Origin of the sequence: Staphylococcus cohnii subsp. cohnii (assembly GCF_002902365.1) — a bacterium.
Classification (GTDB): Bacteria; Bacillota; Bacilli; order Staphylococcales; family Staphylococcaceae; genus Staphylococcus; species Staphylococcus cohnii.
The window spans coordinates 1-26,911 of record NZ_PPQC01000019.1 but is presented as its reverse complement, the minus strand read 5'-3'; the positions used below and the strand labels follow the sequence as shown (position 1 = coordinate 26,911).

Here is a 26,911-nt window from a genome sequence, read left to right as displayed (position 1 = left end):
ACTGATATGATAAATTAGTGGTTAGCTATACTTTTTACTTTGCAACAGAACCATCAATTAGATATATATAAAGAACAGTCAAATAGAGATAAAGAACAGATAAATACACTGAATAGACTTTTAGAAAACCAACAAGTATTAGCTTTAGAAAGTAATAAAAAGATTCAAAAATTAGAGAATCAATTAGAGGAAGAAAGACAGCTTAATTATTCTTTTGATACATCTTCTAATGATAGACAAAACGTTAATGCGCAAGAAGCAACATTTACCGAAGAATCTAAAGATAATAATCAACAACAAGAGGAAAATCAAACGACAGATAAAGATATAGATCCTAAAGTTATATTTGAAGAGAATAGGAATGAAGATATAAATCAATCAACTAATGCGAAGGAAAATGAACGAGTTGAAAAACAAGATCCTAATACTAATGATGAGGTCGAACGACCATCTAAAAAGGGATTTTGGAGTCGCTTGTTTGGTAACTAATTCTATTAAAAAGACACAAGAAGTTTATAAACTTCTTGTGTCTTTTTATGTGGATTGAACTTCTGATAATCATCGATTATGTTAATAAATGCAAAATCAAACAGAACTTTTTTAATGTTAGCAACAATTTTTATTACCGTTTTCTTTTTTCTCATTATTTTCGTCTTTTTTGTCTGTTTTCTCTTCAATTTCAACTGAACAACATGACTGTTTTTGAGGTTTTAATTTTTTTAATGCGTCTTTGATACCCATTTACTTCACCTCCTTAAATGATTAAGTTAACAATTAGACCAGTAGCAATAGCTACGACTAAAATTGCTATAACAAAAGATATTACAAATTTCTTTTTAAATAATTTAGATAACAATACAACTTCAGGAATACTTGCTCCTGCGCCACCTATAATTAATGCTACAACCGTTCCCAAAGACATTCCTTTTGAAGCTAATGCTCCGGCTATAGGTAACATAGTTTCAGGTCTAATATACATAGGAATACCTATTACTGATGCAATGAGTACGGATATACTACTATCTCCACTTGCATATTTAGTGATAAACGTTTCAGGTACAAATCCGTATATAAAAGCACCAATAAACACACCAATAAATAAATAAGGAAGCATTGGATATAAGAATGCCCAAGCATCATTTAATGCATGTTTAACACGAGATCCAGTTTTATTAGCAAAAAATCCATCTCCTTTAACGTTTACACCTTTGTAAGTTTTAGCTAAATTCATTTTTGAAAATACTAGACCCATTAAAATACTAAAAATCGCTAGTACAACAAAGTAAATAACAGCAACTTTCCAACCTAGTAAACTCCATAACATAAATATCATTAATGGATTCATTAATGGCGATGCAATCAAGAAACTCACTGCAGGACCAAATGCAACTTTAGAATTTAATAAACCTGCAAGTATAGGAATTGTTGAACAAGAGCAAAATGGTGTAATAGCACCAAAAATCATTCCTAATATATAGTTGGTTGCTTTATTTGGTTTGCTTAAAAGCTTTTGTATTTTATCTTCTGATACTACTTGTTGAATTAAACTTACAATAAAACTTACAACTATAAATAATGCTAACAATTCAAAAAATAACATTAAAAATGTTTTTATGAATTCTATGATTGAATCTGTCATTAGTATAACTCCTCTGAATTTATTTAATCAACTTTTTTTGATATATAAATTAAAAAAGTTGATTAATATGATGTGTAATAAGATAAATCCTATAATATTTTACAGCAAGTATCTTCATTTAAAACAATCTGTATTTGTGCTTCATTGATTTTGTAGTAGTTCCAAGTACCATATTTTTCAGGTATTAAAATCTGTGCACTTACTAATTTTTTTAAATGATAAGAAATTTTAGATTGTTTTAAATCTAATAACGCTTCTAAATCACACACACATAATGATTTATTAGAACTCTGGCTAATTTGATTTAGTATTTTCAATCTGTTTTTGTCGGCAAGTGCATTAAACATGTTTTCATAAAAATCTAATTGTTGATCTTCATTCATATCAGTTTTTGCTTTAATAACTTCCATAAAAAGAACACCTCTTTTTTATAATATTTGATTAGAGTTTATATTATCTTTATTTCAATTCTTGTATTGCTTGTTTGTAGTTATTTTCTGTTGATTCACCATACTGATGAATATTACCTTTAAAGAACTCCTTCTCCATATATATTGTAGCTTCTTTTAAAGTGACTTCTCTTGATACCATAACAAGATTTAAATAACTTACAAAGTAACCAACAGATAAAGTACTTGCGTGGTTTACTCGCAATCAGGCACACCTCCTTATTGTCTAAATAATTTTATTCCATTTAATATATCAACTTTTTTTGATATATTAAATATAAATCAATATATACATTATTGCAAGATTAAAAAACTATAATTTTACATAAACTTAGACATGCTCCACAGCAATAGTAAAAATATTTTCTTCCTAGCTATATTATTAGAAACTCAAATTAAGTAAAATTTTAAAAATCCAAATCAATACATAGACACTAATCTATATAGATGTTAATCTATTGTAGTAAAATAATTAATGAGGTGAGTATAATGTTAAATATTGAAATATACGAAGAAGCTATGTGCTGTTCTACTGGCGTATGTGGTCCAGAACCGGATGAAACACTAATAAAGACGAACCAAATCAATGAATATTTAAAACAAAATCAAATAGAAGTTCAACGTTATAATATGAGTAATAATCCGAATGAATTTATTAAAAATAAAGAAGCTATTCGTTTAATTCAAGAAAAAGGTAATGAAGTTTTACCAATCACTTTTATAGAAGGCAATATAGCTAAAACAGGAAATTATATTACCGAAGAGGAAGCTGATGAAATTATTACGGTTAATCAGATGAGAAATGGAGGATGCTGTGGTGGAGATGGATGCTGTTAAATACTTAAATAAATTGAATTTAAATAATGTTGAGTTAACAAAATATCTGTTTTTTACTGGTAAAGGTGGCGTTGGTAAAACGACGCTATCAAGTTCTATCGCTTTAAATTTATCGGAGAATGGAAAGAAAGTTGCTCTAGTAAGTACGGATCCAGCCAGTAATTTACAAGATGTATTTCAAATGGAATTATCTAATAAATTAACTACATATCAACCTATACCTAATCTCTCTATTGCCAATTTTGACCCGATTGTTGCTGCAGAGGATTATAAAGTACAAGCTATAGAACCTTATGAGGGCATTCTACCAGAAGATGTGCTTTCTGATATGAAAGAACAGTTAAGTGGTTCGTGTACAGTTGAGGTAGCAGCATTTAATGAATTTACTAATTTCTTATCTGATAAAAATTTAGAACAAGAATTTGATTTCATTATATTTGATACAGCTCCAACAGGTCATACGTTGAGAATGCTTGAATTACCTTCTGCTTGGACAGATTATTTAAATTCTACGAGTAATAACGCTTCTTGTTTAGGTCAACTATCGGGTTTAAATGAAAATAGAAGAAAATATAAATCAGCACTTGAAAAATTACGCAACCAAGAAGATACGACAATGGTACTAGTTGCTAAACCTAACCAATCCTCTATATATGAAATTCAAAGAGCGCAACAAGAATTACAACAACTATCAATTTCTAAATTCAAAGTAATCATTAACAACTATATAGAAGAAAGTCACGGTTTAATTTCTAATCAAATGAAATTAGAACAAGATAAAAACATTAACCATTTTAATGAATGGTTAAATAACAATCATGCCTTTTACGTTCCATATAAAAAGCAGAAAGCAGAAGGTATAGAAAGTTTATCTAATCTATTAAATGATGATAATTTAATTGAAAATGATAACTTTATTGTTGAAGACCATCCACAATTCAATAAATTAATAGATGAGATTGAAAATAGTGAAGTACAGTATTTATTTACAATGGGAAAAGGTGGCGTTGGTAAAACGACAGTAGCAACGCAATTAGCTACAGCATTATCTAATAAAGGACATCGTATTCTTTTAGCAACGACTGACCCTACTAAAGAAATTAATGTTGAAACCACAAGTAATTTAAATACTGCTTATATTGATGAAGAACAAGCATTAGAAAAGTATAAAAAAGAAATACTAGCCACAGTGAATGATGATACACCACAAGACGATATTGATTATATTGTGGAAGATTTAAAATCACCTTGTACAGAAGAAATAGCATTTTTCAAAGCCTTTAGTGACATTATGGAGAATCAAGAAGACATGGATTACGTAATTGTAGATACAGCTCCTACAGGCCATACCTTGCTGTTACTTGATTCTAGTGAAAATCATCATAAAGAACTAAAGAAAAAATCAACTCAAACTACCAGTAATGTTGAAACATTATTACCCAAAATTCAAAATAAAAATTTAACACAGATGATAATCGTAACACTAGCAGAAAAAACACCTTATTTAGAATCTAAACGTTTAGTAGAAGATTTAAATAGAGCTAATATAGGCCATAATTGGTGGGTTGTTAATCAATCGTTAGTTACGCTAAATCAACGTGATGACCTTTTTAGTAACAAAAAAGAAGATGAATCAATTTGGATAAACAAGATTAAAAATGAAAGTCTTGATAATTATTTTGTCATACCTTATGGAGGGTTATCATAATGAAAAAAATTGTAATCATTGGTTCAGTTGCTGCCGGTACGAGTGTCGCGGCTAAAGCAAGAAGAAATAGTGAAGATGTTGAAATTACCGTTTTTGATAAAGGTAGTGATATTTCGTATTCCGTATGTGGTATCCCCTACTATATAGGAGGTAATGTATCTGATATTGATGAACTCACGCCACGAAATGCTAAATGGTTTAAAGAACGCTTTAATATAGATATTTATACAGAATATGAAGTGAATAAGATAAATGATAGTGATCAAACAATAACAGTTACTAATTTAGTAAATGATGAAAAGATGATTCAAAAATATGACGAATTAGTATTAGCAACAGGTTCATCGCCTAAAGAACTCCCTCAATTAAATAGCGAAGAATATAATAATGTGTTTAAAGTTAAAAATATTAATGATGCCAAAGCAATTTATAATTATATTAATGACCATGATGTTCAGAATATAACAATCGTTGGCGGTGGATTTATTGGTTTAGAGATGTTAGAACAATTATCTAATTACAACACTTCAATTGTTCAACGTAACACTTTTATGCCTCATTTAGACTACGATATGAGTTTTATGATTCAAGAATATATTGAAGATAAAGCTAACGTATATACCTATAATGAAATTGACATTATTGATTATGATGAGAATCATACGATAAATAGAGTCAGCTTAAAAACTGGCGAATTAATTGATACAGACTTAATCATTATTGGGATTGGTGTCACACCAAATACTAAATTAGCTAAAGAAATTGGTATTAATATTGGAGAATCTGGAGCAATACAAACCAATAAGTATTTGGAAACAAATATTCCTCATATATATGCAATTGGTGATGCAGCAGAAAGTTATAATTTAATTACTGGTAATCCTATATATAGACCGCTAGGTTCTACAGCAAATAAAATGGGTCGTATTTTAGGAGATCGATTAACTGGTGGAAATCTAGAACATAAAGGCATTTTAGGCACAGGCATTGTCCGTATCTTTGATATGACAATTGCCCAGACAGGTTTAACCGAAAAAGAAGCTGTTGAGTTAGAAATTGATATTGATGTATTACACAATGTGAAACCGAATCGTCCAGAATATATGCAAGGTCAAGAAATGGTAATTAAAGCTATATTTGATAAAAATAATTCTAAATTACTTGGTGCGCAAATAGTTGGGTATGAGGGCGTAGACAAGAGAATTGATGTACTAGCTACTGCTATAACATTTGGTGCCAAAGCAGAAGATTTATTTCATTTAGATTTAGCATATGCACCTCCTTTTTCTACAACTAAAGATCCTGTTATTTATACAGGGATGATTGGTCACAATATTACTCGGGGACGTAAAATTATAACGCCTGAAGAAGTCGTAAAACAAAAAAATGATTTATTGATTTTAGATGTACGTTCTCCAAAGCAATTTGAAGTTGATCATGTTGATGGAGCGATTAACGTCCCATTGAAAACGTTGAGAAGTTATGCAAAAACGTTAGATGAAAATCAAACAATCGTGACTTATTGTAATAAAGGTACTACTGGTAATGCTGCACAAAACGTACTTATTAATTTAGGCTTTAAACAAGTATATAATTTATCAGGTGGCAATAAAAATTATCAACGATATAAAAGATTTCAAGTAGAAAGGGAGAAGAAAAATTGAATTATAATGAGATATCACAATACTTGAAAGTGATTGCTGATAGTAGCCGTCTTGAAATATTAGATTTGTTATCTTGTGGTGAATTATGCGCTTGTGATTTATTAGAGCATTTTTCTTTTTCTCAACCCACATTAAGTCATCATATGAAAGTATTAAAAGACAATAATTTAATTACATCCAGAAAAGATGGTAATAAAAATTTATACAAATTGAATCATGACGTATTGGATGACGTTACATCACGACTGACTCTATTGAGTTCCAGTACTGTCCCATGTATATGTGAAACAGTAGAGAAAGGTGAGTGTTAATGATGACGATATTAGCAATCACAATATTTGTATTAACGTTAATTTTTGTTATATGGCAACCTAAAGGTCTAGATATTGGTATTACTGCATTAATTGGTGCTGTAGTTGCTATAATCACTGGCGTTGTAAGCTTTTCAGACGTACTAGAAGTTACTGGAATTGTTTGGAATGCGACCTTAACTTTTGTTGCAGTTATTCTTATTTCACTCATATTAGATGAAATTGGCTTCTTTGAATGGTCTGCTATACATATGGTGAGAGCATCAAAAGGTAGCGGATTGAAAATGTTTATCTTTATCATGCTATTAGGTTCAGTTGTAGCAGCTTTCTTCGCAAATGATGGAGCAGCTTTAATACTGACGCCTATTGTTTTAGCTATGGTTCGTAGTTTAGGATTTGATAAAAAAGCGATATTTCCATTTATTATTGCTAGTGGTTTTATAGCTGATTCTACATCATTACCGCTCATTGTCAGTAATTTAGTTAATATTGTTTCCGCAGATTATTTCGATATTGGATTTATTGAATACTTCAGTAAAATGATTATACCTAATATATTCTCATTGATCGCAAGTATTCTTGTTTTATGGTTATATTTTAGAAAGTCTATTCCAAAAACATTTAATGCAGTAAACATTAGAGAACCAAGAGAAGCGATTAAAGATAAAAAGCTTTTTAACATCTCGTGGATCGTACTTGGTATATTACTCATTGGTTATTTAATAAGTGAGTTTATAAATATTCCAGTATCCATTATTGCTGGTATCATTGCTTTAATATTTGTATTATTAGCGCGTAAATCTAAAGCCGTGCATACGAAACAAGTAATTAAAGGTGCGCCATGGAATATTGTTTTATTCTCTATTGGTATGTATCTCGTCGTATTTGGTTTGAAAAACGTGGGCATTACAACACTTCTTGGTGATGTACTAACAAACATTTCAAGTTATGGCTTATTTAGCAGCATTATGGGTATGGGCTTTGTAGCTGCATTCCTATCCTCTATTATGAATAACATGCCAACCGTTTTAATAGATGCAATAGCAATTGGTCAATCGAGTGCTACAGGAATATTAAAAGAAGGTATGATTTATGCGAATATTATCGGATCTGATTTGGGGCCTAAGATAACACCAATTGGTTCGTTAGCCACACTTCTTTGGTTACACGTACTAACTCAAAAAGGTGTCAAGATTTCTTGGGGAACCTATTTTAAGACCGGAATTATTATCACAATCCCTGTTTTATTTGTAACCCTATTAGGTCTATATTTAACACTAATAATTTTTTAAAAGAGAGGTAATAATAAATGGATAAGAAAACAATTTACTTTATATGTACTGGTAATTCTTGTCGTAGTCAAATGGCTGAGGGCTGGGGAAGAGAAATACTCGGCGAAGAATGGAATGTTTACTCAGCAGGTATCGAAACGCATGGCGTAAATCCTAAGGCGATAGAAGCTATGAAAGAAGTGGATATTGACATATCAAACCATACTTCTGATTTAATTGATAATAAAATTTTAAGACAATCAGACCTAGTTGTTACACTTTGTAGTGATGCTGATGAGAATTGTCCAGTCATCCCGCCTAATGTAAAAAAAGAACATTGGGGCTTTGATGACCCAGCAGGTAAATCTTGGTCAGAATTTCAACGTGTAAGAGATGAAATAGGTCAAAAGATCAAGCAATTTTATGATAATTAAGTTAATATAAAATTCAAAAACAGAGGATAAGCACATATAACAATGCTTATCCTCTGTTTTATATAATGATATTTGCTGCTTACCTTTTTCTGTTAGTTCTGCATATATTGTTGTGCCACATATAGGAAGACACCCATTGTAGAATAACTCTATATTTTTTGCTAAATCTTGCCTCGCTATGCTTTCAAGTGCTAATAAAAAAATTTTTCGCTTACATCTAAAGTTTTAAAATCTACACTTTATTCTTCTCTAATCGATAACAGTACATTATACACTAAATCTTGTTTTAACAACGTTCATCACCTCTTATTTATCTAGATGACGATACAAGGTTGCTCTACTTATATTTGTCTGTTCTTTTATCTCATCTAAAGTGTATTTTTTGCTCATATACATCTCAATAGCATCTCTAAGGTTATTATCATCGCGTTTGGGTCTACCTAAAGTTTTTCCTTTTTTTGCGTAATTTTCTAATCCTGCTCGTGTTCTAAATTTAACGATGTCACTTTGAAAGTCTGTAATATTATGTAATATTTCTAGAAATTCCCCTTTGATATCTTTATAAATATATCGATTTAAATTGATTACATATAAAGATATTTCCTCTTGTGAAAGATAATCTAATATATCTACTAAATGCTTCGTAGAATCTGCAAGTATACATAAATCCGTAATATATAACTTATCACCCGTCACTAGTTTCTTGCTTAAAAGAACATCTAATTCATTTCTATTTTTATTATTAGCATGAATTTCTTCAACAATTTCATTTGTATGGGTTTCGATTTTCTTTTTTTGTTCGTTTACATCATCATTTATTATAACAGGTCTAATATAACCGTATTTCATTTAATTCCACCACCTTATAGAGAAAGTGTAACATATAGTTTCATTAAGGGGTATACATTTGAAACTATTGTGTTATAATCTAAAATATAATTAAATAAAAAAGGAGAGTAAATTATGGTTGGAAAATTAAAACAGGAATGGCTTAATCAGCCAGGTAAAAACATACTTGCTGGTATTGTAGTTGCCTTAGCTTTAATTCCTGAAGCTATAGCATTCTCAATTATTGCTGGTGTAGACCCGATGGTTGGTTTATATGCTTCGTTCATTATTGCTGTCGTAACTGCTATTGTAGGTGGCAGACCAGCGATGATATCGGGTGCAACTGGAGCAGTTGCGTTATTAGTTGTGCCACTTGTGAAAGATTACGGTGTAGAGTATCTCCTTGCTGCTACTATACTGATGGGCCTAATTCAATTAATTTTAGGACTTCTCAAAGTCGGTCGTCTAATGAAATTTATACCTCGTTCCGTCATGATAGGCTTTGTCAATGCTCTAGGAATCATGATTTTCATGTCTCAAATAGAACATATCTTTGGGATATCAATTTCAACTTATATATATGTAATTGTAACATTACTCATAGTATATATAATTCCAAGATTTTTTAAAGCTATACCTGCACCATTAATAGCGATTATTGTGTTGACTGCCCTTTATATGTATACAGGTTCTGACGTTAGAACTGTGGGAGATTTAGGTAATATCAAACAAGCTTTCCCTCACTTTTTAATCCCTAATGTTCCCTTTAATTTAGAAACACTTCAAATTATTTTCCCTTACTCTTTATCTATGGCTATTGTAGGTTTGGTTGAGAGCTTACTTACAGCTAAAATTGTAGACGATGCTACGGACACTTATAGTAGTAAAAATAGAGAATCACGTGGCCAAGGTATCGCTAACATGATTACCGGTTTATTTGGTGGCATGGGAGGTTGTGCCATGATTGGTCAATCGGTCATCAATGTTAAATCAGGTGCAAACAGTAGATTGTCTACGTTTACAGCGGGTATTGTACTTATATTTATGATCATTGTACTTGGAGGAATTGTAGTTCAGGTTCCAATGCCAATTTTAGCAGGTATTATGGTTATGGTTTCTGTTGGTACATTTGATTGGAATTCCTTTAAATATATTAAGAAAGCACCAAAAACGGACGCAGTCGTTATGCTTATTACAGTGATTATTGTTTTAATGACACATAATTTAGCTTTAGGTGTTGTTGCAGGAGTTGTTTTCAGTGCTTTATTCTTTGCTACTAAAATTTCAAAGGTAGAAGTGATTTCTGAAGAGTTCGGTAAAATAAATCGGTTATCTTTTAAAGGACAAATCTTTTTTGTTTCTATTGATTCTATGATGGAGCAAATAAACTTTGAGATCGAAAATAGTACCATAGAATTAAACTTCAATAATGCACACTTATGGGATGATTCAGCAGTAGATGCAATTGACACGATAGTACGAAAATTCGAAGAAAAAAATAATATTGTTCGTGTAGAAAAATTAAATTCAGATAGTCGTAAAATTGTTTCAGAGTTAAGCCAACTAAATGAAAATCATTTAAACTAAAGGAGCGTTATTTATGTATAAATCAATTTTATTAGCAGCAGATGGATCAGAAAATAGTTTGCGTTCAGCAAAAGAAGTTTTAAATTTTATAGATGATAATACTGTTGTTACTATTCTTACAGTTGTAGATGTTGAGGAGTCGAAAACAGATGTTTTACATGGTAAACAAAGTTCCAGTTTGACGAATGAAAGAGAAGACAAACTCTCTCATATCACTGAGTTATTTGTAGAGCATAATGTGAAATATGAAATGAAAATTGCACATGGTGTTCCTGCGGACACAGTTGTTTCAGTTGCAAATAGTGGAGAATTTCAGGCTATTGTTTTGGGAACACGTGGATTAAATAGTTTGCAAGAAATGGTGTTAGGTAGCGTCAGTCACAAAGTAGCAAAACGTTCAGAAATTCCCGTTGTTATTGTAAAATAGTCTGTCTAACTCAATCTTTTCATGGATTGAGTGTTATTTTAGAGGTGAATATTAGATGAAAACCAAAAATTTCTATTATGGTTGGGTTATTGTATTTATTGCTGGTTTGACTGTTTTCTTCTCTGGCCCTGGCCAAACTTATTCAAACGCAGCATTTATTGATGAATATATTCAAACATTTGGATGGAGCCGTACAGAAGTTTCCTCAATATATTCTATAGCTACTTTAATCGCTGGTTTTACGATGATTATTGTAGGGTGCTTTATTGATAAATTTGGACAAAAAAATGATTTTGTTCGAAGGAAGTTTATTGGCTCTATCGTGTTTTTTAAACAGCATAATTTCTAATACTTTAATGCTTTTTCTTGGTTTCTTTTTAATAAGACTTTTTGGTCAAGGTAGTATGACATTAATACCGAACACGCTTGTTCCTCAATGGTTCATACAAAAAGAGGTTTAGCTTTTAGTATGATGACATTAGGCAGTTTTGGGCATTTTAATATTACTTTTGTTTATCCCTATAGTATGGTTATTTACCTATAATAAACTAGAAGAACTTAAATTATTGCCTGATGGTAAAAAGGTTACAACGAATAAAAACAGCAAAGATAATAATACTATATTAGAAGAAAGTTGGACGTTAAAAGAGGCTACAAAAACGAACACATTTTGGATGTTATTAATATGCGTTGGTATTCCTTCAATGGTTAACACAGGAATAACCTTTCATATCGTTTCAATATTTAACGATAACGGGTTAAATGCGTCATCTGCAGCTATAGTTTTAAGCTTAATGGCAATAGTCGGCATACCAATGTCTTTCGTTTCAGGTATTATTACAGATAAAATTAAAACGAATTACATTCTACTAACTATTTTTATAATAGAGATAGGCCTTCTTTTACTATTAAATAACGTATTAACTTATTCTTTAGCTATTTTATTTGGAATCATATGGGGAATTGCGAACGGTCTAGAGAGAATCGGAACCAATATTGTTTGGGCTAACTACTTTGGACGTAAGTATGTAGGAAGTATAAATGGAATTGGATCGACTATGCTAGTGATTGGTTCCTCTTTAGGTCCATTGCCATTAGGCCTAGGTCATGACATTTTCCAATCCTATTCATTAACTATTTATATTATGATTCTTTTCCCTATAATTGGTTTAGTTTGTGCATTATTAGCTAAAAAACCAGTTAAAAATTATTAAAATCTACTATAGAAAGAACGGTTTTCAAGGGGGAAGTTATGAAATTTTTCAACGGAGTATGTATTTTAATGTTGTTTGTTTTTGGCAATCTATTGATTTTTAAACGATCTAAAGAGTGGAAAATAGATCATGAATGGAGTAATAATGAAATTCGAAGAATAAAAGAAGAAGGATATATGGATAAGGTTATTAATCAATATTAAAATATCTGAGAATAGCAATAGACAGGCTAGCATAGGTATTCGTTAATAGAAAAGCAACGTGCATTAGTAAAATGTACGTTGCTTTTCTCATTTATTAGGTAAAGTAATTCTCATATAGCAAGTAAAGTGACAGTTTAAAGCTTGTGAAATCAACATTATACATGACTGATTAGCCTCTACTTTAATCAATCAAAAATTTAAGAGAGAAAAACACATCTATAAATTTTTTAACCAGAAGATTTTTTTCTAATTATAAATGAATAACGTTCGTAAAGGTATATGCAAAATATTGAACGTTCGTAAACTATTTTTATATGTTTAAGAACGTTTATTTTAATCTATTTCAAATGTTTTCAAACCGTTCTTAAAGTGGTAAGATCTTGTGGCCGTAATCATTAATTTACTTTATGTTAAAATAAACGTAATCACTTTTTAAAATTTAGGTTGAGGAGGAAATATAAATGAACAAGAGAGCATTTATTAGTTTTGATATAGATAATGATGAAGGAGCGAGGAGAATGTTAGCTGGTCAAGCAAAATTTCCCGATAGTCCTTTTACATTTAAAGATAATTCTGTAAAAAAACATTTGCCTGGAGATTGGGAAGCAAAAGTCCGTAGGAGGATGGACAATGTTGATGTAGTAATAGTTCTTTGTGGAACTAAAACTCATACGGCGACAGGGGTGGCTAGCGAGTTATCAATCGCCAGAGAAAAGAATAAACCATATTTTTTATTAGCAGCGTATTCTAATAAAAATTGCACTAAACCAACATCAGCCTTTGCTTCAGATAAAGTTTATAATTGGACTTGGGACAATCTCAAATTATTAATCAAAGGGAATCGATAGGAGAAATCAAACTATGAAAATATTTGTAATTCATAGGTTCAAAGAGAGTGGAAAAGCTAAAGAAATACTAAAACAATTATCAAAGGAACATAATTTGAAATTAGAACCTACTTTGTTAAATAGCACAGGAGTGGAAAAGTGGAAGCAAAAGGCTGAGAATGCTATTTATGAAGCAGAGGCTGTAATTGTTTTTAATCCTGAATCGTGCAATGAATCTAAAAACTCTCTATGGGAAATCGAAAAAGCGAAAGAAGCAAATAAAGAGATTATTGAATTTTATATTGATAGTGAAAATACATCTGCTATTTCACAATTAATTTCAAAGTATAACTTTAAGGAAGAATTCGATGAATGCTTCTCAAAAAATAATGACGATTGCTTCCAATTGTATGAAATGATGGTGCAATCATCGGAGCAGTTAATTCAAAGAAGACAAAAAACGAATGCTTTCTTTATTACAGTGATTGGTAGTTTGCTTGCTATCGCTGGTCTATTGGTTCAATCGGGAGTTTTGATGGATGAAACTGTTGGCATACTATATGGCTTATCTGTGGTGACTTTACTTCTTTGTAAGTCATGGAGTAATTTAATAGATAATTATGGGAAACTTAATAAGGCTAAATTTGATGTCATATTGCGTTTAGAAAAAGATCTTGGTGCACAGATCTATTCAGCAGAATGGGTGGCTCTCGGAAAAGGATTACGTCCCCAAAAATATAAATCATTTACAGCAACCGAAAAAAATGTACCCTTATTTTTTGGTTTGTTAATAATAGGTCTTACAGTCAGTTTGTTTATTTACAATTATGGGGGCAAGTGAGAATTTTTTAATTATCCAATAGTGTGTGACAGTTGTTGTAGTATAGATCTTATTTATTTATATATTTCTCATGATACTCCTACCAAGATTTCGCTTTGATAAGTTTGTACTATACTGAGACCCATACTTTAATTCAATTTTTTTATCGTAGTTTACATAACATCACTTATTTATAAGAAGGTACCAAAGTATAAAGGGATAGAAGATGCTAGTTCAGCCGCATCATCTATCCCTTTTAATATGGAAAAGTATATGAAGAATTGAAGAGCAAGATTCAAGAATACATGATCTCAAATCTCCTTCAACATAGATTAGGGGGATGAATAGTATAATATAAAAAGATTACAGTAATTACCTATTTGCAGATTAACAGAGTATTGTTAGAAAAGCTTAAACTATGTATCTAACATATCCCATTCATCTCCTAAAACCCATCGTAATGCAGAGAGTTTTCCGTTAATCATTCCCCATTCAAATTCATCCCACGGAATTAGCTCTTCCGAGTCATATTTCTCTTCGACTTTTTCAGCTGCTCTAAGCGCTCCTTCCCAAATATCGCGTTGGATTGGTCGTGTTGAATGGCTCTTGATTGGGAAGTTTTCTTCTTCAACAATTTGAATCATTCCTTCTTCGACTTTTTCTCTTAAAACCTGATGACGATTGTACCAAACTTTTGTGCCAAGCTCTTCGATAGCTTCGATAATTTCAGTCAGTCTTCTTGGTTCTTCAAGCCAATTATATTCAATCATTAGATCGTCAAATTCTTCTGGTTGAATATATTTTAATGCTTCACCTAAAGTTATAAAATAAAATGATTTTGCCGACGAAAAATATTCTTCGATATCCGGGTGCGGTAGTTTGTTATTTTTCTCCTGATGACTGAAATCATGAGTATTATGTGAGATAAAGACATAACGATTTTCCACCACTTCTTTTTCTCTGACAGCATCTGCATAAACCTCGATTAATATTGCATCACCAATTCCATTACGTTGTCTGTGAAACGGGGCTCGTTTATCGATAGCACGCTGTGCTGATCGAATTTTCACTGCATCTGAAATTTCAATTATGGGAGTACTACTAAACAATCTTTCTATCTGATTAACCATATCAGCTGCAGCTTCACCTAACATAGGAAGTCGATGATCAACATCATTAAGTTGAGTTATCACATCCATTTTTTGTTCTGGATCGCCAAATTTATCAATTACTTTCTTTACTCTTTTCAAAGTACTAGATAAACTTCGTCCACTTTGTTCGACGATACGGTCTTTATTTCTCTCAAATTCATCGATAATTGTCCTTGGTAGAATCAACTCCACTTTTCCTTGTTGAATTGATTCTTCAAGTGCATCTAAAGTCGCTTGTTGCTGATAATCTTTTGCAAGATCAAGCCAAACACAGGTATCAATTAGAATCTTATACAAATATTCAACATTCCTTTCATTTGATTTGAGATATTACTTTCAATTTATAACTCGGCCAATCTACAGCTTCTCTATCTATATTGAAATTATCTTCCTCTACATGTTACTTAGAGTTTTCTGCCACTGTAGGTAACTGTACTGAGATAATTAGATATTTTTTTCAAAGTCAGGAAGAAGTATCTTTCCTACGTTTTCTATACCTCTTAAAGTTCTATTTGAAAAGATATCATTGGATAATCTCTATTTGTAAATATTTGTTCTACAATAATAATAACAAACTATAGACCAACTATCAGAAATTCATGAAGGTAGAATAATAATTAAATTAAAAATAGTAGTTCAAAAAAACGATCGTTATTGAGACAAAATTTTTAAACCATCTCTTTTAAAAAGAGATGGTTTTTACCATACTATTGTTTCTTGTGTAGAAACTTTGTTTCTATAAGTTGTTAGATAAGAAATATACCTTATTTAAATTTTCTAGTAACATTAAAGGTAAGAGGTGTTATTAATGATTAAATTATCTAAAAAAATCAAACAAGAACGTTTAAGACGGGGAATGACTCAAGAAACACTAGCTGAATACCTTAATACAACAAAAACAACTATTTCTAAGTGGGAAAATGCAACACTTTATCCTGATATTACAATGCTACCAAAACTAGCAAAAGTGTTTAACATTTCAGTGGATGATTTGCTTAATTATAGTATTACGATGACAGATGAAGAAATAAAGACAATATCTATATCATTATCTAAGATGATCAATAGAACGAGTTATGAGGAATATATATCTACAGTGCGAGATTATTATATAAGTCATTGCAATGAATTTAAGTTTCTCAATTCATTATTAGGCATCTTGGCAAATAATATTTTGTATTGTGAGAATGAAATGCAAGTAAAAGAAACAACAAAATTAGCGCATGAAATAATTAAAACGACAGAGGACAACTCGGAATCTATATATTGGAAAAGACATGCACAAGGATATCAAACATTAATGTATATGTTTGAAGGTGACTATTCATCAGTTATAGATAATACACCTGATTTTGATTTAAAAATTGGTGAAAATGCTACCTTAACTTTAGCTTATTTACAAAAAGGTAATATTACAAAAGCAAAAAATGTAATTCAGACAGATATGTATCAATCTCTCATGATTTATATGCATGAGTTTGCTTTAATGCTTGCTTGTGACTTATATTCTGTTCCTATAGAATCTTTAGAGTCTAAGCTTCATTATATAAATAAAGCTTTTAATGTGGATTATTTGTATCCACACTTAAGTATGAATTGCTATCATAAATTTGCATTATATTATGTTAAAAATGATGATAATAAAACTATTCAATATTTGAAGCAGTATTGTCAATGCTTTGATTATTTGACCCAAGATTTTGTTTATCAAAAAGATGAATTTTTTAATGAAATTGACGAATGGCTAAACACTTTACCATTAGAAAATCGATTGCCAGCAAATTATGAAAATACTTTGAATACAGCAAGCTCTAGGATTTTAGAAAATGAGGATTTTATGGCTTTGGATAACTTTAAATCTATACAAGAAGATGTGTACAGAATATATAACAAAGGGATGAAAAATAATTGATACATAGAAAAAAACTAATAGCATTACTATTATTAAGTTTCACTTTGCTTTCAGCTTGTGATTATTCAAAGTCAGAAAATAGAAATGGGTTTTTCTATCATACTTTTGCAGTACCCATGGACCATCTTTTACATTGGTTAGGTTATATATTTGATAATAATTATGGATTAGCAATCATTGCAATCGTGTTAATCGTTAGAATTATCATGTTACCGTTCATGTTAGCTCAATCTAAAAATGGGCATTTGATGCGTAAGAAAATGGAAATTGTGAAACCCGAATTAACTAAGATACAAGAGAAAATAAAAAAAGCGAATACGCAAGAAGAAAAAATGGCAGCGAATCAAGAAATGATGAACATATATAAAGAGTACAATATGAATCCTATGAAGACAATGCTAGGATGCTTGCCATTACTTATACAAATGCCTATTTTATTTGGACTGTACGTTTCATTAAAATGGCCTTCGAGTGGTGGTTTAACTGAACATACTGATTTTCTTTGGTTTAATTTAACACAGCCTGATATTTGGATTACTATAATTGCTGGTATTTTGTACATTATACAACCCTTAATAAATATGGAAAACATTCCCAAAGAACAACGTTCTATGGGTTATATCATGGCAATTATTTCTCCGATATTCATCATATATATTTCAATCACCTCAGCTTCGGCTTTAGGGCTATATTGGACGATTAATGCAGCCCTTTTAATTATCCAAATGTTCTTTTCAAATAAATACTATGCTAAATTAGCTATAAAAGAGGCTGATCAGTTGAAGAAAAAATTAGAAAGCAATAAAAAGGTTGCTAAATATAATTAGGCTAAAAATGATTTTGAAACAATTAAGATACTTCTTATTTCGATAAGGAGTCTCTTTTAATATACCTTCTGATTCTATAATGATTATGATAATTAAGTATATTTTTTCGATAGTTATTCAACAATTATGAATTATAACTAATAAAAGTAAATGCTCAATTAAATAATATTAAAGTAAATTTGAATAATATTAAACTTTATGATAATTTACATTTAGGGAGTGAATATATTGAATAATAATGATATTCCTAAATGGATGATGAATTTAGAAAAAGAAGATTTTGAATTTGTTAAAAATTTTGTTGTTAATTCTGGATCACTAAAAGCACTAGCTAAGTATTATGAAGTGTCATATCCAACTGTGCGAAATAGATTAGATAGTGTGATAGAACGAATAGAATCTACAAAAGATAATGAAGAAAGTTCATTAGTTAATTATGTGAGGAAGTTAGCCATCGAAGAAAAATTAAATTTGAATGACGCTAAACAATTATTAGAAATATATAGTCAGGAAAAGGAGATTGAGTGAATTTGAGTAATTTATTAACATTTTTACCAGCGATCTTATACGCAGTATTATTTGCTATACAGTATTTTTTATCTAAGACAGGAAATAAGATAATAGGCGGAATTGTCCCTGTTTTATTTATAGTAGCATTAGTCGTTTTATATACGACAGGTAAATTGGGATTAAGTATTTGGGGAACTCTTATTTTCGGTGTAATAGGTTTATTGTTCTTATTAGGTCAGTGGGATAGCGCTCAAAAAGATAATAAAAAGAAAGAACAAAGAGAATTAGATAAAATGATAGGCAAAGATTTAAAATAAAAGTTAAGATGACTCTAATGACCTTAACAAAAGTGGTGGAGTTATTATTTGTATTAACTATTGAGACAAAATTTTAATAGTACTATTGCACAAAAAGAAAGTGCGAATTCGCACTTTCTTTTTGTGATAATGAATGATTAAGAAAATAGTTCATCAACAGTTGTATCAAACAATTTTGCCAACTTAAATGCTAATGTCAAAGTAGGATCATATTTATTGTTTTCTATAGCATTAATAGTTTGCCTGGATACATTTAATTCTTTACTTAAAGATTCTTGAGAAATTCCTTTTTGTTTTCTATATTCTCTAATTCTATTTTTCATTAATTTAACCTTTAGATGTATATTTTTTATTTGTAGTAAAGTAATTAAAAGCCATAAGTAATATAGCAGCTATTATAAAGAAAATTTCTGGATATTGAGAAAACCAAGTTTTTTCAAGATTTGGTGTTAAACCAATCAATCTAAGCAATAATGTAAATAACATACAATATACAATCCAAATAAAACTTTTAGCAAGTATCTCAATAAACATTTTACGCTGTCTTTCATCGTATCGATCTTGCTGTCCTTTTTTATCTAATGTTTCTGAAGGTAAATATTTGTTAGTTAAAGCCGTCCATAAACAGGAAAAAATTAAAATAACAATAAAAGGAATTAAATTCATTATAACACCTCATAAATGTAAAATACTTTTTACATTTATGAGTATAGATATCCCTGAAATAAATGTCAAATACTTTTTACATATCAATGTGTTTAAAAACTTACTATGTTATATTGCATTTAGTAAAACATTCACTATTTTAAAAGGAGTTATAAAATTGCCTGCTTTAGTTTTATTTATTGAAACAATTTTAGTAACAATATTCATGATTGGAAGTATGACGGGGGTTTTTAATAACTCTATTTCTCCATGGATATTCGTTATTTTTTGGGTAGCAAGTATTGTTATTTTATTGGGAACTATTATGATAAGACATTACTCTAAACGAAAATATAAAAAAGAACTCACATTATATGAAAACAGTCCTAACTTACATGAGAAGGAATATTTTTATCAAGCCCCATTGTACATATTCGATGGTATACATATCAAAGTTCATGGTATGAGTGATGCAATATGGACCCCATATTTTAATAATAATCTTCAAAAATGGCTAAGTGTATTTGATATTTTCCCTGTCTATGGTGTTAAACTTACATCAGTAGATCACACTATTATTTTAAAGAGAACTAAACTATGGTCTTTAAGGCCCCATTATAGGGTCTTTATTGATGAAGAAGAAGTAGGCATGTTACAGATGATAAAATTGTTAAAAGGAGGAATAAAGCAACAAACACCCTATATTTTTTCAAGCAGTAACGACACATATAAGTTTAGCAACCCTTATTTTTCAACTAAAACAGTTATAACAGGAAAAGAAAATAATGAAATATTAACAGCGCAACGTTCATTTTTTGATTTAGATAAAAATCTAGTAACTCGACGTAGAGGAGAAAAACACAATATAGTAATTGAAGCAAATGATACCCAAATACCATATCCTCACGAACTTTGGATTGCTTTATACATTCAAGTCATGATAAATAAGCAAAAGGAACAATAGTAAATACTTAGTTTAGAAAAAAGAGTGCGAATTCGCATTCTTTTTTCTTGTATAGTTATTAAAATCTTAATTCAATAATATATTATGAGTTTTGAGACGCTGTGAAAAGCTCTCATTTGCATTGATAATCCATTTATCAAGATAATCCATTATCATGTTTAATTCTATAAACTGTCTGTCTTGTGATATTAACCTCTTTCGCAATCTTATTAATTGCTTTGCCTTCTTCTAACATTTCGACAACTCGATGATAGATAACACGCTTTTGAGGATCTTTCGCGTTTGGCGAATAAAGTAAAGGTCGTCCTTTATAAACGCCTTTTTCTTTAGCAACTTGAATTCCTTGTGCTTGTCGACGTTTACTTTCGTTTCTCTCTTGTTCTGAAACCATTGCTAAAATTTGAACAATTAAATCTTTCATAAACTTATCTAATAATGGATTACCGATCACTTCATTCATCATTGGTAAACTTGTAATCATTAGCTGCACGTCTTTTTCTTTTAAATAATTCACAGTTTCAATAATTTCATCATAGTTACGTCCTAAACGATCTATTGACTCCACAACGAATCGATCTCCCATTCTTACAAAATTAAGAGCTTCTTGAAATACAGGTCTATTTTCCACTGATTTACCTGATTGCTTCTCTGTAAAGATTTTCTCTACTCCAAACGTCTTTAAATTATCCAATTGTCTTTCTAAGTTTTGATCTATCGAAGATACTCTCGCATAGCCTATAATCATTTATTTTCACTCCGCATTTAATATACACCCTAATCATACGTTTTAATTGCGATAATTTCAATAACTCAATTTGTATTATTAGGGTGTATTTATATGTCTCTGAGTCGTTCTCTATTTATATCAATCTACTAATCAATATAAAAATATATCAATATTCCTGAAAGAGATTATATAAAGTTCGGTTCAATTTTCTTCTTTTAAAAATTAACTAATTTCCATTATTAATTAATTTCAAATATTCATCTCCCCATTCACAAATACCATAGACCACATTGTCGAGAGACAAACCAACACTAGTTAATCGATATTCAACTTTTGGAGGGACTACTGGATATATAGTTCTTTTTATTATCATATCCTTTTCAAGCTCCCTTAATTGTCTAATTAACATTCTTTGATTAATATCTGGTAATTTTTTTTCTAATTCACTCAACCTAAGTACTTCTGATTGTAATAAATGATAAATAATAGGGATTTTCCACCTACCACCAATTACTGATAAAGCTAAATCTTTAGAAGTGTAAAATAATTTATTATTATATTCTATTAACAATTTCTTCTCCTCAATGACATATTTGTCAGTATTGTATTTTCGAATTTATTATACCATAATGAACATATAATATATAGTCTGAAATAACTGATTTAACAGTACATAAACTTTCTAAAAAAGATCTTTTAAAAACTTTAAAAAAAGAATGTATTATATATAATCAACAGTAAGTAATTTTGCGACTCTACCCTATTATAAAATAAAGGAACTAATGTATGATGGTGAACGCTATACTCATAATCTCTTTATTTAACCCCCTTTTCTTAATTAGTAATTTACTATGAAATAATCTATAAAACTTATTCCAGTCTATCAAATACTATAAAATGTATTAACAAATATAGATTGTATTGTTGAGATAGAGTAGAATTAAATTATTACTTATTTCAAAAGGAGAATTTGTTGAGAAATATTTACAAGAAATTGATTAAATTAAAACATTTATTATGACAATTTTATATATCATTTCAGTAATTATACAAATCAGCCAAATTAAAATTTCTTTTATCCCATTCTTAGCATTCGATCAAGTTATTATCGAACAAGGAGGAAAAGGTTTAAAATTAAGAAATCTAACTCAAACTGATTCTGACTATGTAACTACTTTTTTTAACAACAAAATTTAGGCGGTGTAACTGCTAAAAATATAGATATAAAAGTTTATTTAAATGGAAATGATAAAGATTATTTAATGCCAATTAATAAAAAGCTTTTGAAGAATTTAAAGAAATAATAAAAATAATAGTTATACAACTAATATGCATATTAATATAATCTATTATAATTAAATCTCTAAGAAACAAAATAAATAACAGGTATCGAGTTAATATTGAGGAAGTTCATTAATTTAGACGATAAAGATTTATATGAATTAACGTTTGAAACTATTAATAATTAAATAAGGAAATTTTTAAAAACTTGGTTTTTTAGACGCTTACAGACGTGTTTATTTGCATCGAGAATTAGATTTCATTAATAGTTTCTCGAAAAAGTTCAAAAAAGATTGATACACTTGAGAAATATGGCTGTGAACGTATCTTTAGTAAGAAAGCACGTAACCGTAAAATGAAATGAATTGAACTTGATAAGTTTTGGGATTATTTACGAGAAGGATATATTCTAGTTCTCTATAAATTATATCCTTTTGGACGTACAACGGAACAATTGATTGGGTTATCTTAGTGATTCGCTAAAAACAGTATTGATTTCATACTATAGATATGAATGTATTAACGAAAGATGCGATCGGCAAGATATTCTTTACCACGATGAGTACATTCGTTGAACTCGAAGTTAATTTGTTAAGTGACAGTCCTAAAAAAGGATTAGAAGCTTCACGAGCAAGAGACCACAAAAGTGCGAGAGCTTCATTACCTGATCACAAGCAAAGAGAAATCAAATTTCTATATGATTAACAAAACTTACAGGTGAAGAGATTTTCCGAACAGACAGGTTTTAGTCGTTCATCGATATACAGAATAATAAAAAAGGAGAAAATTTATTGGAACTTAAACATATGCAGTATTTTGTAGAAGTTGTAAAACAAAAAAGTATGACCAAAGCAGCAGCTAGTCTTTTTATTACACAACCCACAATTAGTAATACAATTAAATTATTAGAAGAAGAATTGGAAGTAATCTTATTTAGTAGATATAAAAATCAAATATACTTAACTGACGCAGGAGAAGCTTTCTTTTTTCAATGTAAAGAAATGCTTAAAATGTATGATAATATCCCTAATGAATTAAGTAATTTATTAGAATTAAAAACAGGACGTTTAAAAATTGGAATACCTACTATTATTAATATAAGAATATTAATTAACTTAATTTCACAATTTCATGAAATGTATCCTAATATAACTTTTCAACTTTTTGAAAATGGTAGTAAAAAAATTGAAAACGATATATATTATGGTGATTTAGACATGGGGATTACCGTACTGCCTACAAATAATAAAAACTTTAATACATTCTCTTTTTTAGAAGAAAAATTAAAATTGGTCGTTCATAAAAATCATAAATTATCTAAAAGAAAAACGGTTAATATAGAAGATTTAAAAGAACAAGAATTTATTTTATTTAATTCTGATTTCTATTTAAACGATAAAATCAAAAATACGTGTAGAGATTATGGCTTTAATCCTAATATGATTTTTGAAACCACCCAATGGAGTTTCATAGAAGAAATGTTATTAAATAATCTGGGAATATGTATATTACCCGAAGGAATACTAGAATTATTAGATAATAATTTAAAAGCCATCGATATTAATGAACCTTCCATGAAATGGGAACTTGCCATTATTTGGAGAAAAGATATTATAGTTGATTCTTTAACAAAAAATTGGATTAAATTTCTCCAAGAAAACTTCTTAATTAACTATTAAATATAAAGGTATTTGAGAAATTTATAGCTGTATAAAAAAATGATATTTTATATTTATATACTCTCGCTCTATAATTAGAACATAAACATTATAGAAACGGGAGTTTTTTATGGAAAATTATAAATTTCCTAGTGACAGTAAAATTGTCAGTACGGATCAAGTATTAATTAATGATTTAAACAATTATAATACCCTATTTGGGGGGGTGTTGATGAAAAAAATTGATAATAACGCAACGCTTTCAGCTAGAAGACATGCAAGAGTTAAAGAATGTGTTACAGCTTCTACAGATTCAGTAGAATTTTTATATCCAATCACCCAATCTGATTCAGTTTGTATAGAATCTTATGTAGTTTATACAGGAGAAAAGTCTATGGAAATATTTTGTAAAGTCATTTCAGAAGATATGATCACTGCAGAAAGAAAAATTGCTGCTATAGCTTTTCTTACTTTTGTAGCTTTGGATGAAAAGAAAAAACCAATTAAAGTACCCAAAATCTCTCCTCAGTCCAAAGAAGAAAAATTATTATTTATGGATGGCGAAGAAAGAGCTAAAATGCGAAAAATTAAAAGATCACAAACTAAAAATATAATTGAGTCTCTTGATATCAATAAACCATGGGAATTGGAGTAGTGATAAAATGATTAATGAAATGGAAGAATTAAACCAAGTTAAGTTAGATTTGAAAAAATTAAAAAACAAGTTTCCTAATATGTATGAAAAGTTAGAATATATAGCTAGTTTGACAAGACAATTAAGTATCCATTATAAATATTTAGGATTACTTATGTTTTCAGATAACCGTGAAATTATTCAAAATAAGCGACCAACTTTAATAAGAGAATCTGTTTTAAAATTATATGAACAAGAAGTTAAAAAAGTTAAAAAAGATAGTAATTTTGTAATTTTTAAAGATATGATGTTAAAATTCCAAAATGTGAAATACTCACAAATATTTCTTATCATTTTAGGTGCCGAACCTAGTTTTGTATTTAAAAATACAATTATTAAATAATAACTTTATTAACAATCCTTAGATTAAAGAATTATAAAAAGAATTATAAAAACTCACAAATTTCTTGACTAAATCAAACTATATTTTAGCTAATAAAAGAGCTTCCCTAAATTAGAGAGGCTCTTTTATTAATTTTTATAACTTAACGAGAATTTTTGCTTGTGATTTATCGTTTACGAGTTTTTCAAATCCTGACTCCACAATATCATCTAGCTCTATCTCATCAGTAATAACATCTTTCACTTTTAAATTACCTTCATTAATTAAATCTATTGTTTGTTGAAATGTAGTAGGTGTATAAGCAATCGTTGAAGTAAGTTTTACACCTGTATTAGTTAATTGCATTGGGTTCCATTCAATAGGATGACCAAATATAGACACTATAACAACAGTACCTCTTGCTCTAGTAACGTCTATAGCAGATTTAAGTGTTGGCGCTACACCAGCTACCTCAAATGCTACATCCACGCCATTATCTGTATGTTTATTAATAACATCACTTGGGTTTGATTCACCAGAATTTATAGTATGAGTAGCACCTATTGCTTTAGCTTTATTCAATCTTTCTTCCGATAAATCAAAAACAAATATCTTACTTGCACCTGCAGCTTTGGCAGCTATTACTGTTAATAAACCGATTGGCCCTGCACCAAAAATAGCAACTGTATCTCCAAATAGAACTTCACCTTCTTTGATTGCTTGAACTGCAACAGCAGTTGGCTCTACAAGGGCGCCTTCTTTATCAGAAACGTTATCTGGTAACTTATAAACGTTCTCTTCTGGGGCATTCGTAAATTCTGCAAATCCACCATCAGAACCTAAGCCTATAAATGAATAACCATCATAAAGATCAATATCTTCTTCTTTTTTACGATTTGAAACTGTAGGATTAATCACAACACGATCGCCTTTATTAAACTGTGTAACCTTAGAACCAATATCATCTACTACGCCCGCAAATTCATGGCCTAATGTAACAGGCGCTTTTTGACCAAGAAAAGGGTCTGGTTTATCTGTTGAAATAAATATGGGTCCCTCTAAGTATTCATGTAAGTCTGTACCACAAATGCCAGCCCAAGACACTTTAACTTTCACTTCGTTCTCTTGTAACTCTTTAGATTTCCGGTCTTCAACTCGTACATCTTTTTGGCCATACCAAACTGCTGCTTTCATTGATAAAACCTCCTTGATTTAGTTAATTTAATAGTATTCCTTTTAAAAGTTGTTTTCAAATAAATTAATCTTTTAATATATTTTTTTCTAAATTATTATATGAATAAAGTGTACTTAAAATTAAAAATATCTAAATACATATTAATATATTCATCGTTTCACTAAAAATAAATAAAAAAAGAAAATAAAAAGAGTATTAGTAATCCTATAATACTCTTTTTATTATTTTATCCTAGTATATAGATCTTAATTTTGCATTCCTATGCACTATGATGTTACAATTTAGATAACAAATAGTGTACTAACATGATAAACACCGAGCCAGATAACTACTGCGAATAGTTATCTGGCTCTTTTTGGTGTATTAGCTATATGTCGTCGCTAAACTACTTCTCACGATTATTTAGCCAATAAGAAAATAAGGTTCTGTTGCAAAGTAAAAAATATAGCTAACCACTAATTTATCATGTCAGTGTTCGCTTAACTTGCT

Annotated in this window: 33 protein-coding genes and 1 pseudogene; 23 read left to right on the top strand and 11 right to left on the bottom strand. The window is 29.7% G+C overall.

The annotated features are described in order from the left end of the window. Nucleotides 1-54: 54 nt before the first annotated feature. Nucleotides 55-489, top strand: a pseudogene (locus CD032_RS03600) (DUF536 domain-containing protein); the annotation flags it as partial. A 117-nt stretch (nucleotides 490-606) separates the two neighbouring features. On the opposite strand, the gene CD032_RS03595 reads toward CD032_RS03600, so the two are convergent. From CD032_RS03595 to CD032_RS03580, 4 genes are all read right to left on the bottom strand, one after another. Beyond that, nucleotides 607-741, bottom strand: coding sequence for a hypothetical protein (locus CD032_RS03595; RefSeq protein WP_019467780.1), 135 nt, complete (start codon nucleotides 739-741; stop codon nucleotides 607-609). Between the two features lie 13 nt (nucleotides 742-754). Then, a complete protein-coding gene (locus tag CD032_RS03590) occupies nucleotides 755-1,639 on the bottom strand; it encodes a permease (RefSeq protein ID WP_013730045.1) in 885 nt (294 codons plus the stop codon). Between the two features lie 89 nt (nucleotides 1,640-1,728). After that, a complete protein-coding gene (locus tag CD032_RS03585; protein ID WP_013730044.1) occupies nucleotides 1,729-2,049 on the bottom strand; it encodes an ArsR/SmtB family transcription factor in 321 nt (106 codons plus the stop codon). Nucleotides 2,050-2,098: 49 nt separating this feature from the next. Beyond that, nucleotides 2,099-2,293 (bottom strand): hypothetical protein, encoded by a 195-nt coding sequence (locus tag CD032_RS03580; protein ID WP_002509689.1) that lies wholly within the window; start codon nucleotides 2,291-2,293, stop codon nucleotides 2,099-2,101. Between the two features lie 284 nt (nucleotides 2,294-2,577). On the opposite strand from CD032_RS03580, the gene arsD reads away from it, so the two are divergent. The 6 genes from arsD to arsC are packed head-to-tail and all read left to right on the top strand — an operon-like array spanning nucleotide 2,578 to nucleotide 8,313. Beyond that, nucleotides 2,578-2,925, top strand: coding sequence for an arsenite efflux transporter metallochaperone ArsD (arsD, locus tag CD032_RS03575; RefSeq protein ID WP_019467779.1), 348 nt, complete (start codon nucleotides 2,578-2,580; stop codon nucleotides 2,923-2,925). After that, complete coding sequence (gene arsA / locus CD032_RS03570; protein ID WP_172459293.1) at nucleotides 2,906-4,633, top strand: arsenical pump-driving ATPase; 1,728 nt, start codon at nucleotides 2,906-2,908, stop codon at nucleotides 4,631-4,633. The genes arsD and arsA overlap by 20 nt, the downstream gene beginning before the upstream one ends. Further along, entirely contained in the window at nucleotides 4,633-6,297 is a 1,665-nt protein-coding gene (locus CD032_RS03565; RefSeq protein WP_046466206.1) for an FAD-dependent oxidoreductase, read from the top strand. The genes arsA and CD032_RS03565 overlap by 1 nt, the downstream gene beginning before the upstream one ends. Beyond that, nucleotides 6,294-6,608 carry an ArsR/SmtB family transcription factor gene (locus tag CD032_RS03560; RefSeq protein ID WP_002509693.1) on the top strand — a complete coding sequence of 105 codons (315 nt, stop codon included), beginning with the start codon at nucleotides 6,294-6,296 and terminating at the stop codon, nucleotides 6,606-6,608. Before CD032_RS03565 ends, CD032_RS03560 begins: the two co-directional genes overlap by 4 nt. After that, a complete protein-coding gene (gene arsB / locus CD032_RS03555) occupies nucleotides 6,608-7,900 on the top strand; it encodes an arsenite efflux transporter membrane subunit ArsB (protein WP_002509694.1) in 1,293 nt (430 codons plus the stop codon). The genes CD032_RS03560 and arsB overlap by 1 nt, the downstream gene beginning before the upstream one ends. 17 nt (nucleotides 7,901-7,917) lie before the next feature. Continuing rightward, the gene (gene arsC / locus CD032_RS03550; RefSeq protein ID WP_002509695.1) at nucleotides 7,918-8,313 is read left to right on the top strand and encodes an arsenate reductase (thioredoxin); all 396 of its coding nucleotides are present in this window, start codon (nucleotides 7,918-7,920) and stop codon (nucleotides 8,311-8,313) included. Between the two features lie 306 nt (nucleotides 8,314-8,619). Here arsC and CD032_RS03545 read toward each other — a convergent pair whose 3' ends face one another. Further along, nucleotides 8,620-9,162 (bottom strand): recombinase family protein, encoded by a 543-nt coding sequence (locus CD032_RS03545; protein WP_081288862.1) that lies wholly within the window; start codon nucleotides 9,160-9,162, stop codon nucleotides 8,620-8,622. A 114-nt stretch (nucleotides 9,163-9,276) separates the two neighbouring features. Between CD032_RS03545 and CD032_RS03540 the strand changes: the two genes are divergently transcribed. From CD032_RS03540 to CD032_RS03520, 7 genes are all read left to right on the top strand, one after another. Continuing rightward, on the top strand, nucleotides 9,277-10,728 hold the full coding sequence (locus CD032_RS03540; RefSeq protein WP_065367574.1) for a SulP family inorganic anion transporter: 1,452 nt from the start codon (nucleotides 9,277-9,279) through the stop codon (nucleotides 10,726-10,728). Nucleotides 10,729-10,741: 13 nt separating this feature from the next. After that, entirely contained in the window at nucleotides 10,742-11,155 is a 414-nt protein-coding gene (locus CD032_RS03535; protein WP_001836859.1) for a universal stress protein, read from the top strand. Nucleotides 11,156-11,210: 55 nt separating this feature from the next. Further along, nucleotides 11,211-11,504, top strand: a complete 294-nt coding sequence (locus CD032_RS13600) for a hypothetical protein (protein ID WP_307725474.1) — start codon at nucleotides 11,211-11,213, stop codon at nucleotides 11,502-11,504. 139 nt (nucleotides 11,505-11,643) lie between these two features. Beyond that, a complete protein-coding gene (locus CD032_RS13595; RefSeq protein ID WP_307725473.1) occupies nucleotides 11,644-12,369 on the top strand; it encodes an MFS transporter in 726 nt (241 codons plus the stop codon). Between the two features lie 38 nt (nucleotides 12,370-12,407). Further along, entirely contained in the window at nucleotides 12,408-12,572 is a 165-nt protein-coding gene (locus CD032_RS13055) for a hypothetical protein (RefSeq protein ID WP_155762606.1), read from the top strand. A 461-nt stretch (nucleotides 12,573-13,033) separates the two neighbouring features. After that, complete coding sequence (locus CD032_RS03525) at nucleotides 13,034-13,420, top strand: TIR domain-containing protein (protein WP_103211189.1); 387 nt, start codon at nucleotides 13,034-13,036, stop codon at nucleotides 13,418-13,420. A 13-nt stretch (nucleotides 13,421-13,433) separates the two neighbouring features. Beyond that, the gene (locus CD032_RS03520) at nucleotides 13,434-14,240 is read left to right on the top strand and encodes a RipA family octameric membrane protein (protein ID WP_103211188.1); all 807 of its coding nucleotides are present in this window, start codon (nucleotides 13,434-13,436) and stop codon (nucleotides 14,238-14,240) included. 395 nt (nucleotides 14,241-14,635) lie between these two features. Here the strand turns inward: CD032_RS03520 and CD032_RS03515 are convergent, their stop codons facing one another. Beyond that, the gene (locus tag CD032_RS03515; protein WP_103211187.1) at nucleotides 14,636-15,667 is read right to left on the bottom strand and encodes a PIN domain-containing protein; all 1,032 of its coding nucleotides are present in this window, start codon (nucleotides 15,665-15,667) and stop codon (nucleotides 14,636-14,638) included. 511 nt (nucleotides 15,668-16,178) lie between these two features. On the opposite strand from CD032_RS03515, the gene CD032_RS03510 reads away from it, so the two are divergent. The 4 genes from CD032_RS03510 (at nucleotide 16,179) to CD032_RS03495 (ending at nucleotide 18,936) form a co-directional block, all read left to right on the top strand. Continuing rightward, nucleotides 16,179-17,282 carry a helix-turn-helix domain-containing protein gene (locus CD032_RS03510; protein ID WP_103211186.1) on the top strand — a complete coding sequence of 368 codons (1,104 nt, stop codon included), beginning with the start codon at nucleotides 16,179-16,181 and terminating at the stop codon, nucleotides 17,280-17,282. Next, on the top strand, nucleotides 17,282-18,109 hold the full coding sequence (yidC, locus tag CD032_RS03505) for a membrane protein insertase YidC (RefSeq protein WP_103211192.1): 828 nt from the start codon (nucleotides 17,282-17,284) through the stop codon (nucleotides 18,107-18,109). The genes CD032_RS03510 and yidC overlap by 1 nt, the downstream gene beginning before the upstream one ends. Nucleotides 18,110-18,337: 228 nt before the next feature. Beyond that, entirely contained in the window at nucleotides 18,338-18,637 is a 300-nt protein-coding gene (locus tag CD032_RS03500; protein WP_103211185.1) for a DUF2089 family protein, read from the top strand. 2 nt (nucleotides 18,638-18,639) lie between these two features. Next, entirely contained in the window at nucleotides 18,640-18,936 is a 297-nt protein-coding gene (locus CD032_RS03495; protein ID WP_103211184.1) for a hypothetical protein, read from the top strand. 137 nt (nucleotides 18,937-19,073) lie between these two features. On the opposite strand, the gene CD032_RS03490 is transcribed toward CD032_RS03495, so the two are convergent. Then, entirely contained in the window at nucleotides 19,074-19,259 is a 186-nt protein-coding gene (locus CD032_RS03490) for a helix-turn-helix transcriptional regulator (RefSeq protein ID WP_103211183.1), read from the bottom strand. Between the two features lie 4 nt (nucleotides 19,260-19,263). After that, nucleotides 19,264-19,602: a hypothetical protein gene (locus CD032_RS03485; protein ID WP_103211182.1), complete on the bottom strand. Its 339-nt coding sequence runs from the start codon at nucleotides 19,600-19,602 to the stop codon at nucleotides 19,264-19,266. Nucleotides 19,603-19,759: 157 nt separating this feature from the next. On the opposite strand from CD032_RS03485, the gene CD032_RS03480 reads away from it, so the two are divergent. Continuing rightward, nucleotides 19,760-20,545 (top strand): hypothetical protein, encoded by a 786-nt coding sequence (locus CD032_RS03480; protein WP_103211191.1) that lies wholly within the window; start codon nucleotides 19,760-19,762, stop codon nucleotides 20,543-20,545. 136 nt (nucleotides 20,546-20,681) lie between these two features. Here CD032_RS03480 and CD032_RS03475 read toward each other — a convergent pair whose 3' ends face one another. Continuing rightward, nucleotides 20,682-21,290 carry a recombinase family protein gene (locus tag CD032_RS03475; RefSeq protein WP_103211181.1) on the bottom strand — a complete coding sequence of 203 codons (609 nt, stop codon included), beginning with the start codon at nucleotides 21,288-21,290 and terminating at the stop codon, nucleotides 20,682-20,684. A gap of 208 nt (nucleotides 21,291-21,498) precedes the next feature. Next, nucleotides 21,499-21,843, bottom strand: coding sequence for a winged helix-turn-helix transcriptional regulator (locus CD032_RS03470; RefSeq protein ID WP_103211180.1), 345 nt, complete (start codon nucleotides 21,841-21,843; stop codon nucleotides 21,499-21,501). Nucleotides 21,844-23,063: 1,220 nt separating this feature from the next. Here CD032_RS03470 and CD032_RS13645 point away from each other — a divergent pair. The 4 genes from CD032_RS13645 (at nucleotide 23,064) to CD032_RS03445 (ending at nucleotide 25,248) form a co-directional block, all read left to right on the top strand. Next, nucleotides 23,064-23,258, top strand: a complete 195-nt coding sequence (locus tag CD032_RS13645; RefSeq protein WP_133171610.1) for a hypothetical protein — start codon at nucleotides 23,064-23,066, stop codon at nucleotides 23,256-23,258. Nucleotides 23,259-23,344: 86 nt separating this feature from the next. Further along, entirely contained in the window at nucleotides 23,345-24,232 is an 888-nt protein-coding gene (gene cidR, locus CD032_RS03455; RefSeq protein ID WP_019467786.1) for a cidABC operon transcriptional activator CidR, read from the top strand. A gap of 109 nt (nucleotides 24,233-24,341) precedes the next feature. Beyond that, on the top strand, nucleotides 24,342-24,866 hold the full coding sequence (locus CD032_RS03450; protein ID WP_019467785.1) for an acyl-CoA thioesterase: 525 nt from the start codon (nucleotides 24,342-24,344) through the stop codon (nucleotides 24,864-24,866). A 7-nt stretch (nucleotides 24,867-24,873) separates the two neighbouring features. Then, nucleotides 24,874-25,248 carry a hypothetical protein gene (locus tag CD032_RS03445; RefSeq protein WP_019467784.1) on the top strand — a complete coding sequence of 125 codons (375 nt, stop codon included), beginning with the start codon at nucleotides 24,874-24,876 and terminating at the stop codon, nucleotides 25,246-25,248. Nucleotides 25,249-25,383: 135 nt separating this feature from the next. Here CD032_RS03445 and CD032_RS03440 read toward each other — a convergent pair whose 3' ends face one another. Next, nucleotides 25,384-26,421, bottom strand: a complete 1,038-nt coding sequence (locus CD032_RS03440; protein WP_019467783.1) for a 2,3-butanediol dehydrogenase — start codon at nucleotides 26,419-26,421, stop codon at nucleotides 25,384-25,386. Nucleotides 26,422-26,911: the final 490 nt, after the last annotated feature.

Bases quoted from the DNA above. Each gene is read 5' to 3' on its own strand.
- CD032_RS03545 (WP_081288862.1), bottom strand. From the start codon at position 9,162: ATGAAATACGGTTATATTAGACCTGTTATAATAAATGATGATGTAAAC.
- CD032_RS03590 (WP_013730045.1), bottom strand. From the start codon at position 1,639: ATGACAGATTCAATCATAGAATTCATAAAAACATTTTTAATGTTATTT.
- CD032_RS03565 (WP_046466206.1), top strand. From the start codon at position 4,633: ATGAAAAAAATTGTAATCATTGGTTCAGTTGCTGCCGGTACGAGTGTC.
- CD032_RS03585 (WP_013730044.1), bottom strand. From the start codon at position 2,049: ATGGAAGTTATTAAAGCAAAAACTGATATGAATGAAGATCAACAATTA.
- CD032_RS13600 (WP_307725474.1), top strand. From the start codon at position 11,211: ATGAAAACCAAAAATTTCTATTATGGTTGGGTTATTGTATTTATTGCT.
- arsD (WP_019467779.1), top strand. From the start codon at position 2,578: ATGTTAAATATTGAAATATACGAAGAAGCTATGTGCTGTTCTACTGGC.
- CD032_RS03440 (WP_019467783.1), bottom strand. From the start codon at position 26,421: ATGAAAGCAGCAGTTTGGTATGGCCAAAAAGATGTACGAGTTGAAGAC.
- CD032_RS03475 (WP_103211181.1), bottom strand. From the start codon at position 21,290: ATGATTATAGGCTATGCGAGAGTATCTTCGATAGATCAAAACTTAGAA.
- CD032_RS03485 (WP_103211182.1), bottom strand. From the start codon at position 19,602: ATGAATTTAATTCCTTTTATTGTTATTTTAATTTTTTCCTGTTTATGG.
- arsB (WP_002509694.1), top strand. From the start codon at position 6,608: ATGATGACGATATTAGCAATCACAATATTTGTATTAACGTTAATTTTT.
- CD032_RS13645 (WP_133171610.1), top strand. From the start codon at position 23,064: ATGAATGTATTAACGAAAGATGCGATCGGCAAGATATTCTTTACCACG.
- arsC (WP_002509695.1), top strand. From the start codon at position 7,918: ATGGATAAGAAAACAATTTACTTTATATGTACTGGTAATTCTTGTCGT.
- CD032_RS03490 (WP_103211183.1), bottom strand. From the start codon at position 19,259: ATGAAAAATAGAATTAGAGAATATAGAAAACAAAAAGGAATTTCTCAA.
- CD032_RS03525 (WP_103211189.1), top strand. From the start codon at position 13,034: ATGAACAAGAGAGCATTTATTAGTTTTGATATAGATAATGATGAAGGA.
- CD032_RS03535 (WP_001836859.1), top strand. From the start codon at position 10,742: ATGTATAAATCAATTTTATTAGCAGCAGATGGATCAGAAAATAGTTTG.
- CD032_RS03450 (WP_019467785.1), top strand. From the start codon at position 24,342: ATGGAAAATTATAAATTTCCTAGTGACAGTAAAATTGTCAGTACGGAT.
- CD032_RS13055 (WP_155762606.1), top strand. From the start codon at position 12,408: ATGAAATTTTTCAACGGAGTATGTATTTTAATGTTGTTTGTTTTTGGC.
- CD032_RS03445 (WP_019467784.1), top strand. From the start codon at position 24,874: ATGATTAATGAAATGGAAGAATTAAACCAAGTTAAGTTAGATTTGAAA.
- CD032_RS03510 (WP_103211186.1), top strand. From the start codon at position 16,179: ATGATTAAATTATCTAAAAAAATCAAACAAGAACGTTTAAGACGGGGA.
- CD032_RS03595 (WP_019467780.1), bottom strand. From the start codon at position 741: ATGGGTATCAAAGACGCATTAAAAAAATTAAAACCTCAAAAACAGTCA.
- CD032_RS03540 (WP_065367574.1), top strand. From the start codon at position 9,277: ATGGTTGGAAAATTAAAACAGGAATGGCTTAATCAGCCAGGTAAAAAC.
- CD032_RS03520 (WP_103211188.1), top strand. From the start codon at position 13,434: ATGAAAATATTTGTAATTCATAGGTTCAAAGAGAGTGGAAAAGCTAAA.